11 protein-coding genes are annotated in these 13,376 nt (G+C 67.2%); 6 read left to right on the top strand and 5 right to left on the bottom strand.

From position 1 onward, the window contains the following. Window positions 1-25: 25 nt before the first annotated feature. Window positions 26-310: a hypothetical protein gene (locus IE187_RS16480; protein ID WP_133190315.1), complete on the bottom strand. Its 285-nt coding sequence runs from the start codon at window positions 308-310 to the stop codon at window positions 26-28. A 134-nt stretch (window positions 311-444) separates the two neighbouring features. Between IE187_RS16480 and msrB the strand changes: the two genes are divergently transcribed. Beyond that, a complete protein-coding gene (msrB, locus tag IE187_RS16475; RefSeq protein ID WP_189677130.1) occupies window positions 445-936 on the top strand; it encodes a peptide-methionine (R)-S-oxide reductase MsrB in 492 nt (163 codons plus the stop codon). A gap of 32 nt (window positions 937-968) precedes the next feature. Here msrB and IE187_RS16470 read toward each other — a convergent pair whose 3' ends face one another. Further along, the gene (locus IE187_RS16470; RefSeq protein WP_189677129.1) at window positions 969-1,496 is read right to left on the bottom strand and encodes a CHAP domain-containing protein; all 528 of its coding nucleotides are present in this window, start codon (window positions 1,494-1,496) and stop codon (window positions 969-971) included. A gap of 204 nt (window positions 1,497-1,700) precedes the next feature. On the opposite strand from IE187_RS16470, the gene IE187_RS16465 reads away from it, so the two are divergent. From IE187_RS16465 to IE187_RS16455, 3 genes are all read left to right on the top strand, one after another. After that, window positions 1,701-2,180 carry a hypothetical protein gene (locus tag IE187_RS16465; RefSeq protein ID WP_189677128.1) on the top strand — a complete coding sequence of 160 codons (480 nt, stop codon included), beginning with the start codon at window positions 1,701-1,703 and terminating at the stop codon, window positions 2,178-2,180. A gap of 142 nt (window positions 2,181-2,322) precedes the next feature. Further along, window positions 2,323-3,468 carry an acyl-CoA dehydrogenase family protein gene (locus IE187_RS16460; RefSeq protein ID WP_133190323.1) on the top strand — a complete coding sequence of 382 codons (1,146 nt, stop codon included), beginning with the start codon at window positions 2,323-2,325 and terminating at the stop codon, window positions 3,466-3,468. Window positions 3,469-3,635: 167 nt separating this feature from the next. After that, a complete protein-coding gene (locus IE187_RS16455; protein ID WP_189677127.1) occupies window positions 3,636-4,424 on the top strand; it encodes an SDR family NAD(P)-dependent oxidoreductase in 789 nt (262 codons plus the stop codon). Between the two features lie 117 nt (window positions 4,425-4,541). On the opposite strand, the gene IE187_RS16450 is transcribed toward IE187_RS16455, so the two are convergent. Together IE187_RS16450 and IE187_RS16445 are read right to left on the bottom strand one after the other, a co-directional pair. Further along, complete coding sequence (locus tag IE187_RS16450; protein WP_189677126.1) at window positions 4,542-5,165, bottom strand: retropepsin-like aspartic protease family protein; 624 nt, start codon at window positions 5,163-5,165, stop codon at window positions 4,542-4,544. 63 nt (window positions 5,166-5,228) lie between these two features. Next, complete coding sequence (locus tag IE187_RS16445) at window positions 5,229-6,524, bottom strand: glycoside hydrolase family 130 protein (protein ID WP_189677125.1); 1,296 nt, start codon at window positions 6,522-6,524, stop codon at window positions 5,229-5,231. Between the two features lie 201 nt (window positions 6,525-6,725). On the opposite strand from IE187_RS16445, the gene IE187_RS16440 reads away from it, so the two are divergent. Beyond that, window positions 6,726-8,285, top strand: a complete 1,560-nt coding sequence (locus tag IE187_RS16440) for a hypothetical protein (protein WP_229839455.1) — start codon at window positions 6,726-6,728, stop codon at window positions 8,283-8,285. A 9-nt stretch (window positions 8,286-8,294) separates the two neighbouring features. On the opposite strand, the gene IE187_RS16435 is transcribed toward IE187_RS16440, so the two are convergent. Continuing rightward, the gene (locus tag IE187_RS16435; RefSeq protein ID WP_133190331.1) at window positions 8,295-10,562 is read right to left on the bottom strand and encodes an NADP-dependent malic enzyme; all 2,268 of its coding nucleotides are present in this window, start codon (window positions 10,560-10,562) and stop codon (window positions 8,295-8,297) included. A 155-nt stretch (window positions 10,563-10,717) separates the two neighbouring features. Between IE187_RS16435 and mutS the strand changes: the two genes are divergently transcribed. Continuing rightward, window positions 10,718-13,291, top strand: coding sequence for a DNA mismatch repair protein MutS (gene mutS, locus IE187_RS16430; RefSeq protein WP_189677203.1), 2,574 nt, complete (start codon window positions 10,718-10,720; stop codon window positions 13,289-13,291). Window positions 13,292-13,376 lie beyond the last annotated feature (85 nt).

The following is a 13,376-nucleotide window of genomic DNA, read 5'->3' as shown; positions in this document are numbered from 1 at the left end:
GCTTAGCGAGGGACGATTGCCCACCTCAGTTCGGCTTGGCAATCGCCTCGGCACGCACCGGCTCGGCATCGCCGGAGCAATCGCCATTCTGCCGCGCAACGACTGCGGGCGGTGCCTTGCGGCCCATCGTCCAGTTCGCTTGCATGCGGACCTTGGGATTGGGCGCACACCAGATCTCGCCGGTCTCGTTGATCGCGGTGACCCAGATGAGGTTATGCTCCTGGCCGTAATCGATCACGGCAAAGGCAAAGCCTGGCCCCTTGTCGAGCACGTGAACCGGAAGCGGCGGATCGAGCTGTTGCATCGTCATACGGCTTGAAGCGCGCGAAACCGTTTGGGGTTCCCCTATCCGCGCGTCACCCGATGCGTCCGGGGACCGCAAAATCGCGTAACTATCCCGCAGTCCGAGCGTATAAGGACTGTGACGCCAAGAGGATCCGACCGATGCACGACCGCCGCCATTTCCTCACCCTCGCCGGCACCGGTGCCGCCGCCTTCGCGCTGTTCGGCTGCAAGGGCGCGAGCGCTGGCCCGCCCGAGAAGTTCGAACTGACGCTGAGCGATGCGCAGTGGAAGGCCAAGCTCTCGCCCGCCGCGTATACCGTGCTGCGGCATGAAGGCACCGAAGCGCCGTATAGCAGCCCGCTCAACAAGGAGCATCGCGCCGGGATCTTCTCGTGCGCAGGATGCGCGCTGCCGGCTTTTTCGTCGAAGACCAAGTTCGAGAGCGGCACGGGCTGGCCGAGCTTCTGGGCACCGCTCGCCAATGCGGTCAAGTCGCGCACCGACAGTTCGCTCGGCATGGCGCGGACCGAAGTGCATTGCCGCCGCTGCGGCGGGCATCTCGGCCATGTGTTCGATGATGGCCCGAAGCCGACGGGCCTGCGCTATTGCATGAATGGCGTGGCGATGACCTTCACGCCGGGCAAGGCCTGACCCCCGCTCCCCGGCTACGGCCGGGGGGTCGATCAGCCGTGACGATCGTTCGACAGCGATGCCATGATCATCGGCGCGGCGTGGTCCTGCGTGTCGTCGCCGGTCGACTTGGCCGAATAGATGAAGCCCTTGGTCGGATAGGCCGAGGTGCCGAGGCCACCCTGCGGGCCGTACCACACCTTGACTTCGCTCCAGTCGCCATTGGCCGAGACGTCGATCGCGCGGACGTCATGCTCGACGCCGCCGCGGCGCGACCAATTGGCGTGGGTCAGCAGGACTTCGCGGTCGTTCACGACTTCGCTGACCATTGCGACATGGCCCATGCGCATCCGGCTGGTCGCCGAGAAAGCGAGCACTGCGCCGACCTTGGGGGCATGGCCACGCGTGTAACGACCAGCGGCCTGGCCCCACCAGGTGTTCGCGTTGCCGTGCAGGTCGATCCCCGACACTTCGCGCGCGAACGGCGCACACTGCCAGAACTGCGCCATTGCAGGGGTCGCCGTCAGCAGGGCGCACGATACCACCAGCGCAAAACGCGCTGCCAAAGCCTTGAATGTCATGTGACCCCCCAAAGGTCGTTTGAACTCGTTGAGTGTCTCAAAGCAGGTCGCCGCGCCGCTGGAAACCCTGTCTCCCCGATGAACGGAACCTTTTCCGACGAAGCGAGTTGACTGCACGATGACTGCCCGTTTCGGCATCCGCCGACGGTCGGGAGCAGCGGTGCGCGCTCGCCAAGTCACGCGATCCCGGCTAAGAATCGCACGATGAAACCAACCACTGCCCGCCCGCGCCTCGTGCTTGCCTTGCTGATGGTTGGCGCCTCGCTGACAGGATGCTCGCGCGAGGCTGTGCCCGATGACGACGCTGCGCTCTACCAGTCGAACGCCGCGACGCTCACGCCGGGCGTCCAGCCGGTGCGTGTCGGCGAAGGCGGACCGGCATTTCGCGCCTGCGCCAGTGTCGGACAGGTGGTGAACTTGTCCCCTGCCGGAGAGCGCTATCTTGCGGTACGCACCGCCCCTTTCGCCGAAGCCGACGAAGTCGTCCGGCTCGGCGACGGCGCAAAGATGTATCTGTGCTCGCGCTCGCTCGATCAGCGCTGGCAAGGCGTCGTGATACCGCCCGCCGACTCGCCAACCAGCGATTGCGGGGTCACCGCCTCGCTCGCGGGTCCGCGCGCTTATGCCGGGCCGTGCCAATCGGGCTGGGTGTTGAGCGGCTTCGTCCAGCCATCGGCGAGCTGACGCCCAACGATCGTTTGGTAGCCTAGTATGGCGCTTCACAGCTACGAAACGCGCGACACGCCGCGCTTTTGAATTTCGGGTTTGCGAGCCGCGCCGGGATCGGGCATCGCGTCCCTGCACAGAAACGGCAGATGGCGGACCCATGGCACTCGACCCCGAAACCTTCGACGCATTGATCGACACGGTACGCCGTTTCGTCGCCGAACGGCTCCGCCCGCTCGAAGCCGCGGTCGAGGAAGCCGATGCGATCCCGGCCGACGTCGTGCAGGACATGCGCGAGATGGGGCTGTTCGGCCTGTCGATCGACGAGGAATATGGCGGTCTCGGCCTGACGATGCTCGAGGAGGCCAAGGTCGCGATCGAGCTCGGTCGCACCACGCCTGCCTTCCGCTCGACCTTCGGCACCAATGTCGGGATCGGCTCGCAGGGGCTCGTGATGGCGGGCAATGCCGAGCAGAAAGCGGCGTGGCTGCCGCGCATCGCGAGCGGCGAGATCATCACCAGCTTCGCGCTGACCGAACCCGATGTCGGATCGGATTCGGGCGCGGTGAAGACGCGCGCGACCTTCGACGGGCAGTCGTACCGGCTGAACGGCACCAAGCGCTACATCACCAATGCCGACAAGGCCGACTTGTTCACCGTGATGGCGCGGACCAGCGACACACCCGGCGCGCGCGGCGTCTCGGCCTTCCTTGTGCCGCGCGATCTGGCGGGCGTGTCGATCGGCCATCCTGAGAAGAAGATGGGGCAGAAGGGTGCCAAGGTCGCCGACGTGGTTTTCGACGATGTCGTCGTCCCCGCCGAGAACCGCTTGGGCGCCGAGGGCGAGGGCTTCAAGATCGCGATGCGCGTGCTCGACCGCGGGCGGCTGCATATCTCGGCGGTGTGCGTTGGCGTCGCCGAACGGTTGATCGCCGATTGCGTTGCCTATGCCACGACGCGCACGCAGTTCGGCAAGCCGATCGCGGAGCACCAGTTGATCCAGGGGATGCTCGCCGATTCGAAGACCGAGGCGCTGGTTGCGCGCGCGATGGTGCTCGAGACTGCGGCCGCCAAGGACGCCGGCAAGGACGTCGTGATGGAATCGGCCGCCGCCAAATATTATGCGAGCGAGATGGTCGGCCGCGTCGCCGATCGCGCGGTGCAGATCTTCGGCGGGGCGGGCTACATCGCCGATTACGGGATCGAGCGGCTGTACCGCGACGTGCGGTTGTTCCGGATCTACGAGGGCACCAGCCAGATCCAGCAGATCATCATCGCGCGCGAGACGATCAAGCGCGGGGGGTGAGCTCGTCGCAAGCCGCCGCCGTGTAAGGCGCACAACCAAATCCCCCTCCCGCCTGCGGGAGGGGTTAGGGGAGGGCAGCGCCGGCAAGCGCCGCGCTTGAGGCACGCCCCTCCCCCAGCCCCTCCCGCAAGCGGGAGGGGAGCAAGAAAAAATCAGGAGAGAAGATGATGGACACCACTACCCTGTTCCGCCTCGACGGACGCGTCGCGCTCGTCACCGGGGGCTCGCGCGGCATCGGCAAGATGATCGCGGCCGGCTTCATCGCGCAAGGCGCGACCGTCTACATCTCGGCGCGCAAGGCCGATGCCTGTTTCGAGACCGCCAAGGAGCTCGGCGAGAAGTGCATCGCGCTACCGCAGGACGTGTCGACCGTCGCGGGCTGCAAGGCGCTCGCCGCGCAATTGGCCGAGCACACCGACAAGCTCGACATCCTCGTCAACAATGCCGGCGCCGCCTGGGGCGAACCGTTCGAGGCGTTCCCGGAAAAAGGCTGGGACAAGGTGATGGACCTCAACGTCAAGTCGCCCTTCTTCCTGACGCAGGCGCTGTTCGAACCGCTCAAGGCCGCCGCGAGCGCAGGGCAACCCGCCAAGGTCATCAACATCACTTCGATCGACGGCCAGCGGCTCAATCCGTGGGAGACGTACAGCTATCAGGCATCGAAGGCGGCGTTGATCTATCTCACCAAGCGGATGGCGGCGCGGCTCGTCACCGATCATATCAACGTCACCTCGATCGCGCCGGGCGCGTTTGCCAGCGAGATGAACAAGGCCGCGCGCGACCACGGCTCGGCGATCGCGCAGAGCATTCCGGCCAAGCGCATCGGCGTCGACGAAGACATGGCGGGCGCGGCGATCTACCTCGCGTCGCGCGCCGGGGATTATGTGATCGGCGATACGATCACGGTCGACGGCGGGCTGGTGCATGCCGCATTGGGGACAAGCATCGACGCGTAAGGCGTCGTCACCCCGGCCTTGTGCCGGGGTCCACCGTGCAGCGCCGCCAGCCTTTGACATGGATCGGCACGCCCGCGGCCTGGTGGACCCCGGCACAAGGCCGGGGTGACGATTGACCTACGTCGTCTCCTGCGGATGATGCGGCTGGAGGATCAGCACGCCCTCCTCCACCCGCCATGATTTCAGTCGCGACAGGAAGTTCATCCCGACCACGTTCATGTCGCCGAACGCTGGCGACACCACCACCGGCAGGTCGCGCGCGACGACGTTGCCGATCCGCAGCACAGGCACCGTCGCGGTCTGCGCGGCGACGTTGCCGTTCGCGGTCTGCATCACCACCGGCATGAGTGAATCGTTCGGCTCGATCCCGGCGGCGGCGGCGGTATCCGCCGAGATCGCGGTCACCGTCGCGCCGCTGTCGACCAGCATCCGCCGCTCGATCCCGCCGAGCTTCACCCGCACCCAGAAATGCCCGTCGCTCGCCATCGGCACGCGCATTTCCTTGCCGACGACTTGCTGCCCGCCGATCTGGAAGCGCTGCGCCATCCGCGCGAACATCGGATCAAACTGCGCGCGCTCGGCGAACAGCAGCGCGACCACGACGACCGCGCCGACGGTCATGGCGAACGACAGCACGCGCCCGAACACCGGCACGCGCCGCGCCAGGAAGAGTATCGCCACGACGCCGGCAATCAGCAGGTACAGCGGCGCGTGCGGGCCAAGACGGGAGAGATCGATCACGATCGCAATATAATATGCGGGCCTGCGTTTATGAAGGCTGACCGCTGCATATGTCCGCCCGCGTCACTCCATCGCAGACAGCAGCCGATCGACCGTCGTCGTCGCAAAGGCGGTGAAATTGTCGGCGACGCCATAGGGCAACAGAATATCACGCCCGAGCGCGAGCGCGCCGCAGCTGTACACCACATTGGGCACATAACCGTCGCGCTCATCGGGGCTCGGGCGAAGGATCGGCTCGGGCGTGCGCGCGAGCAGCTTCGACGGATCGGCCTTGTCGAGCAGACACGCCCCGACGCAGTAATTGCGCACCGTCCCGACGCCGTGCGTGAACACCAGCCAGCCTTCGTCGACCTCGATCGGCGAGCCGCAATTGCCCATCTGGACGTATTCCCACGGATATCGCGGGCTGACGATCTTGCCGCCGCCTTCCCAGTGCAGGATGTCGTCGGAGCGATGCAGCCAGATGCTCTCGCTGTCCTGTCGCCCGAGCATGATATATTGCCCGCCCACGCGCCGCGGGAACAGCGCCATGCCCTTGGCTCCCGCCGCATCGCCGGTCAGCGCGCGCATGATAAAGGTTTCGGATCCGTCGCCCGACAGCAATTCGGGCCGCGCGGTCGAGCCGCTGAACGCGGTGTAGGTCCCGTGATAGGTCGTCGTGCCATCGTCTTCGGTGAAGCGCACCAGCCGCAGATCCTCGATCCCCTGATGCTGGCTCGGCAGCACGGGAAACAGCACGGTTTCCGAAATGTCACGGCTGCGATCGACGCGGAGCGTCACCACGGCGCCCGCGGCGACGCTGTCGCCCTCGATGATCGGCGGTACCGCGACGAGGCTCGGCGGGTCGATCGCGATCCGCCCGCCAGGGACCCAGCTGCCCGACCGGAACGCCACCGACGAGACATGGCCCTCGCCGATCCCGCGCAGCGACACGATGAACCGCACGCCCCCCTCCGGTGCGGTCGATTGATCGTGCGCGAGGACCGCGCTCGGGTTGAACAAGGCGGCGGCTTCGTACGAATATTCTTCGCTGAAATAGGCACCGATCAAGCGCTGCTGCGCGGTGTTCGCAGTCGGCCGCGCGGCCAGCGTTGCGGCGATTTCCTCATAGCGCCGCACCAGCATCGCATCGACATCGCGGTGCCGCTCGTCGAGCGAATCGGTGGTGATGGCCAGCTCGGCAGCGAGCCCCGCAGCGTCGAGCGTCATCACGCGGTCGACGATCGCCTGCGTGCGGCTTTGCCCCTCGACCTGGAATGCCTTGGGATATTCGAGGCTGAACGGCCGCACCACCGTTCGCGACGGATCGGGACGGAGGATTACATCGGCATGGTCGAGAATCGGGTGTGCGTCCGGCATGGCAACTCCCTTGGAGGAAACGGCAGACTATCCCACCAGAACCGCGCCAACGTGCGAGGATCACGGTTGATCCAGATCAGCGGAGAATCAAAATACTACGCTGTGCAGCGGTACTTAGCCCGGATTCGGATCTTGTGATGCATCCGCGTGCCATGCCACCATCGCGTCGCTCGTAAAATGCCGGGCGTTGGGGGCAGCCGGATGATCATCTACCGAATCGTTGCAGCGGGTATCGGTCTCGTCGCACTGTCCGCCCCATTGTATGCGCAACTGGCCGAGCCGGCACCGCTCGTCGCCGAGCAGCCCGCTTTGACGGTGCTCAATCAGCTCGGCGCAGCGCCGAACGATGCCGCGCGCCTCATCCTGTTCGATCGCGCGCTGGCGCTTCTCCCACAGCCGACCCCGCTTCGCGGGCACGTGCTGTGCGGCCGCGCCGCGGTGCTCGGTCAATTGCACCGTGAAGACGAAGCTCGCCTCGGTTTTGACCAGTGCCGCCAATTGCTGCCCGACGAACCCAATGTGCTGCTGCCGATCGCCTTCGACGAATCGCACCGCCAGCGCCCGGTCGAGGCCGCGCAGCTGATCATCCGCGCCGCCAAGCTCAAGGCGTCCGCGCTGGACCAGATCGATGCCGATTCAATGGCCACGGTGTTGCGCCAATTGGCCTATGCCGGGAAGGGCGATCTCGCCGACACGATGATCGACGCGTTGGTCGGCGCGGGCTATCCGCGCGACAATCCGGGCGTGTTTTCGCACTATACCCAGACCGCCATCCTGTACCGTTTGCGAACCGGCGATGCAGCGACCGCGATGCAACTGCTGCCCTCGGTGCTGAGCCCGCACGCTGGCGTCGCGATGCTCGTCGATCGCCGCTATGCGCCGATCTGGCCCGCGATCGGGGAGTGGGCGGGCAATGATCTGTCGGTCCAGCGCGGCGCGTTGCTGGCGGCGGCGCGCGCGACTTTCGAAACCAGCGAAACCCCGGAAACCCGGCTCGCCTACGCGCAAGCGCTGGTCGACACGGGTCACCGCGGCGAGGCGATCACGCTGATCGAGCAATGGCTGCAGACCGACGCGGCGAACACGGACATGTGGGTGCGCAGCATGGCGGTGCTCAAACAGGGCCGCTGGCTGGCGGAAGAGGGGGATCGCGCCGAAGGCATCCGACGGATGCGCGCCGCGGTCGATGCCCCGGCGCAACCCGAATCGGGGATCGAGAACATCGTCCCCAATCTGGTCATGCAATTGCTGCTGGCGCAGGACTTTGGCGGCGCAATCGCGATGCTCGACCGCCATCCGCCAAGCGCAGACACGCTCGAAAGCCCGGTCGCGGCAGGCTATTTCGTCGCCCTGCGTGCGTGCGCGTTGCAGGGGCTCGGCAAGCACGAGCAGGCCGCGGCGCAGCTCGCGCGGCTCCGCAGCGTCTATCCCACCGCCAAAACCGCAGGCGACTATGCCGTCGCCTGCGTCGCGCCGATTGACGAGCAAGCCGCCCGTTGGATCGCCACCGTCCGTGATCCGGACACGCGGAACGATGCACTCGTCGCACTCGAAACCGCGCGCTATCGTGCGAAGCAGGCGCTGCCCGCGCTGACGCTCACCGAGCAAATGCTGCGCCGGATCGAATCGCGCACCGACGTCCGTCGCAGCTTCACCGAATTCGGGCGCCCGCTGCCCGACAGCTACGCGCCCGCGCTCGACGATTTCAACGTGCGCCCCGCCGCCACGCCGCGCGGCCCATCTCCGACGCCAGTCGCCTGACGCCGCGCCTCAGCGCGCGATGCCGCCCGCGGCGAGCACCGCCAACGTCACCAGCTCGCTCGCCGTGCTCGTCATCGGGGCGATCTGCACCGACTTTTCCATGCCGACGAGCATCGGCCCGATCACCGCATCGCCGCCGAGCTCGCGCAGCAGTTTGGCCGAGATGTTGGCCGATTGCAGCCCCGGCAGGATCAGCACGTTGGCCGGCCCCGACAGCCGCGCGAACGGATAATTGGCGAGCTGCCGGGGGTTGAGCGCAACGTCGGGCGCCATTTCGCCTTCATATTCAAAGCTGACCTTGCGCGCGTCGAGCACCTTCACCGCGGCGCGGATATCGTCGAGCCAATTGCCCTCGGGATTGCCGAAGGTCGAATAGCTGAGGAAGGCGACGCGCGGCTCGTGGCCCATCCGCTTGGCGACCAGCGCGGTGCCCTCGGCGATGTCGGCGAGTTCCTCGGCATTGGGGCGTTCGTTGACCGTGGTATCGGCCATGAACACCGTGTGGCTCTGCCCGACCATCAGATGGATGCCGAACGGCGTGCGGCCCGCCTCGGGATCGATCACGCGGCGGACTTCGCGCATCGTGTGCGCATAGGTGCGCGTGATGCCGGTGATCATCGCGTCGGCTTCGCCGAGCTGGAGCATCACCGCGCCGAAGATGTTGCGATCCTGGTTGATCATCCGCTCGCAATCGCGACGCAGATAGCCGCGGCGCTGGAGCCGGCCATAAAGGAAGTCGACCATCCGCGGCACCAGCGGCGACTTGCGGCTGTTGTGGAGCTCATAGCTATCAGGATCGGTGACGCCCAATGCGCGCAACCGCTCGGGCACGTCGTCGCGCCCGACGAGTACCGGCGTGCCGTAGCCGCCATCCTTGAACGCGATCGCGGCGCGCAGCACGACTTCTTCCTCGCCCTCGGCGAACAGCACGCGCTTGGGATGCGCCTTGGCGCCTTCGTAAGCGAGCGTCAGCACCGAGGTGGTCGGGTTGAGGCGCGCCTTCAATTTCTCGCGATACGCGTCGAGGTCGAGGATCGGCTTGGTCGCCACGCCCGAATCCATCGCCGCCTTGGCGACCGCGACGGGGACGATCTCCATCAGCCGCGGATCGAACGGCGCGGGGATGATGTAATCGGGGCCGAAGGTGTGGCGCACGCCGTAGGCGACCGCGACTTCCTCGGGTACCTGCTGGCGCGCGAGCGCCGCCAGCGCATGCGCCGCGGCGAGCTTCATCTCGTCGTTGATCGTCGTCGCGCGCACGTCGAGCGCGCCGCGGAAGATGAACGGGAAGCAGAGCACGTTGTTGATCTGGTTGGGATAATCCGATCGCCCGGTCGCGATGATCGCATCGGGCCGCGCCGCCTTGGCTTCCGGCGGGGTGATCTCGGGATCGGGATTGGCCATTGCGAAGATGATCGGCTTTGGCGCCATCTTCATCAGGTCGGCGGCGGGCAGCGCACCCGCGGCGGACACGCCGATGAACACGTCGGCACCGTCGAGCGCCTCGGCGCGGGTGCGCTTTTCGGTGACGACGGCGTGCGCCGACTGCCACTGGTTCACGTCGTCGCGACCCTGATAGATAATGCCCCCCAGATCGACCATCGTCAGATGATCGCTCGGCAGGCCCATCGCCTTGATCAGCTCGGCACAGGCGATCGCCGCCGCGCCCGCGCCGTTCATCACCACCTTGGTGGTCTTGATGTCGCGGCCCGTCAGGAACAGCGCGTTGATCAGGCCGGCGGCGCAGATGATCGCGGTGCCGTGCTGGTCGTCATGGAACACCGGGATGTTCATCTTGGCGCGCAGCGTCTGCTCAATGATGAAGCATTCGGGCGACTTGATGTCCTCGAGATTGATGCCGCCAAAGCTCGGTTCCATCAATTCGATCGCGTCGATCAGCCGGTCGGGGTCCTCGGTCTTCAATTCGATGTCGATCGCATCGACATCGGCAAAGCGCTTGAACAGCACCGCCTTGCCTTCCATCACCGGCTTCGACGCGAGCGCGCCAAGATTGCCGAGCCCGAGGATCGCAGTGCCGTTCGAGATGACCGCAACGAGGTTGCCCTTGGCGGTGTAATCGTAAGCGAGGCTCGGGTCAGCGGCGATCGCCAGCACCGGCACCGCGACGCCCGGCGAATAGGCCAGAGCGAGGTCGCGCTGAGTCGCCATGGGCTTCGACGCGATGATCTCGAGCTTGCCCGGACGCCCCTCCGAATGGAACAGCAGCGCTTCGCGCTCTGAAAACTGGACATTCTGCGGATTGGTGTCTGTGGACATGCTCGGCCTTTCGGAATCGCCTGTGTCTGTAGGCAATGCCTTCCCCCACGTCACCCCGCAGATGCACGCTTCACGATTTGACACGATCGTTCGGCATGACGCGCCGCCAATTCGTTGCTAGTTGCCGGGCGATGGCGAGCACCCCCCCTACCCCGATGATGGCGCAATATCTGGCGCTCAAGGCCGACGCGCGCGATTGCCTGCTATTCTACCGGATGGGCGATTTCTTCGAGATGTTCTTCGAGGACGCCAAGATCGCCGCCGCGGTGCTCGACATCGCGCTGACCGCACGCGGCGAGCATGACGGGGTGCCGATCCCGATGTGCGGCGTCCCGGTCCATGCCGCCGACGCCTATCTCGCGCGGCTGATCAAGGCCGGCCACCGCGTCGCGATCGCCGAGCAGACCGAGAGCCCGGCTGACGCCAAGAAGCGCAGCGGCAAGACGCTCGTCGCGCGCGCGATCGTCCGCGTGGTGACGGCGGGGACGCTGACCGAGGAGGCGCTGCTCGATGCGCGCACCGCGAACTGGTGCGTCGCGATCGGCGAGGCCGCGGGCGGCGTCGCGGTCGCCGCCGCCGACATCTCGACCGGGCGTTTCGAGCTGATCGAGTGCGATGCGGCGAGCCTTGGTGCCGAACTCGCGCGGCTCGCACCCGCAGAGACGATCGCGTCCGAAGCGACGGCGTTTGGCGAAGCGGCGACGATGCTGCGCCCCCGCGCCGATTTCGACAGCGGACGGGGGGAGACGCGGCTCAAGGCGCTGTACGACGTCGCCACGCTCGACGGCTTCGGCCAGTTCGGGCGCGCGGCGCTCGCTGCGGCAGGCGGGCTCGTCGCCTATCTCGACCATACCGCCAAGGGCGCGATCCCCTTCCTGCGCCCCCCACGCCTCGCCCAGACCGCGCAGCAGATGGCGATCGACGCGGCGACGCGCGAAAGCCTCGAACTCACGCAGACCACCAACGGCGCGCGCAAGGGCAGCCTGCTCGACGCGGTCGACCGCACGGTGACCGCCGCGGGTGCGCGACTGCTGGCGGCCGATATCGGTGCGCCGCTAATGGACCGCGGTAGGATCGAGGCGCGGCTCGATCTAGTGACGTTGCTCGCCGAGGATGCGGGGTTGCGCGAGGCCTTGCGCGGGACGCTGCGCAGCATGGCCGACATTGGCCGCGCGCTCGGGCGGCTCGCGGCAGGACGCGGGAGCCCACGCGATCTCGGGCAATTGCGCGACGGGCTCGACGGCGCGTGGCGGCTCGGCGAGCGGCTCGGCAAGATTGAGCAGCCGCCCGCGCTACTCGGCGAACTCGCGCCCGCGCTGCGCGGTCACGGCGCGCTGATCGACCTGCTGACGCGCGCGCTCGTCGCGAGCCCGCCGATCGACGCCTCGGACGGCGGCTATATCGCACCGGGGTATGACGCAGCGCTCGATGACCTGCGCGATGCGGGCGCAGGCGGCAGGCGCGCGATCGCCGCGCTCGAGGCCGAATTCCGTAACCGTACCGGCGTCACCGCGCTGAAGATCCGCCATAACGGCGTGCTCGGCTATCATATCGAAGTGCCGGCGCGCTTCGGCGATGCGCTGATGAAGCCCGACAGCGGCTTTACCCATCGCCAGACGATGGCGGGCGCGATCCGCTTCAATGCGCCCGAACTCCACGAGGTCGCGCTGAAGGTGACGCAGGCCGGCGCACACGCGCTCGCGGCCGAGGCGGCGCATCTCGAGGATCTGATCGCCGCCGCACTCGCCAAGCGCGAAGCGGTCGCCGCCACCGCCGATGCGCTCGCGCGGCTCGATGTTGCCGCCGGCCTTGCCGAGCGCGCGGCCGAAGGCGGCTGGGCGCGCCCTGCCCTTGTCGATCACGCCTGTTTCGACATCGTCGGCGGGCGGCATCCGGTGGTCGAGGACGCGCTCGCCAAGCGCGGCGAGCGCTTCGTCGCCAATGACTGCCGCCTGTCCGAAGACTCGCGGCTGTGGCTTGTCACCGGCCCCAACATGGGCGGCAAATCGACCTTCCTGCGCCAGAATGCGGCGATCGCGGTGCTTGCCCAGGCGGGCAGCTACGTCCCCGCCACCGCCGCGAAGCTCGGCCTGGTCGATCGACTGTTCAGCCGCGTCGGCGCGTCGGACAATCTCGCGCGCGGGCGATCGACCTTCATGGTCGAGATGGTCGAGACCGCCGCTATCCTCGCGCAGGCGACGCCGCGCAGCTTCGTCATCCTCGATGAAGTCGGGCGCGGCACCTCGACCTATGACGGGCTGGCGATCGCCTGGGCGGTGGTCGAGGCGATCCATGAGGACAATCGCTGCCGCTGCCTGTTCGCGACGCATTATCACGAGCTGACGCGGCTCGCCGAGCGCTGCGACGCGCTGACGCTCCATCACGTCCGCGCGCGCGAGTGGAAGGGCGAACTCGTCCTGCTGCACGAAGTGTCCGAAGGCCCCGCCGATCGCAGCTACGGCCTCGCCGTCGCGCGGCTCGCCGGCCTCCCGCCTGCGACGATCGCGCGCGCGAAATCGGTGCTGAGCAAGCTCGAGGCCGGGCGCGCCAAGACCGGCGGGCTCGCGGCAGGACTCGACGACTTGCCGCTGTTCGCCGCCGCGCTCGAAGTCGCCGAGGAGCAATGCGACGCGATCCGCGCCGAAGTCGAAACGCTCGACGTCGATGCGCTGACGCCGCGCGAGGCGCTCGAGACGCTCTACCGGCTCAAGGCGCTCACGCGCGAGTGACGCGGCATGGTGCGTCGGCGAGACCGGGTACCGCGGCGACCGGATATCGTCACGACAAATACCGGGCGGGGCTGGCAAGCCATTG

The sequence above is a fragment of the Sphingomonas glacialis genome (assembly GCF_014653575.1).
Classification (GTDB): domain Bacteria; phylum Pseudomonadota; class Alphaproteobacteria; order Sphingomonadales; family Sphingomonadaceae; genus Sphingomonas; species Sphingomonas glacialis.
Note: the sequence above shows the minus strand (reverse complement) of the source record. Positions and strands in the feature narration are given on the sequence as shown.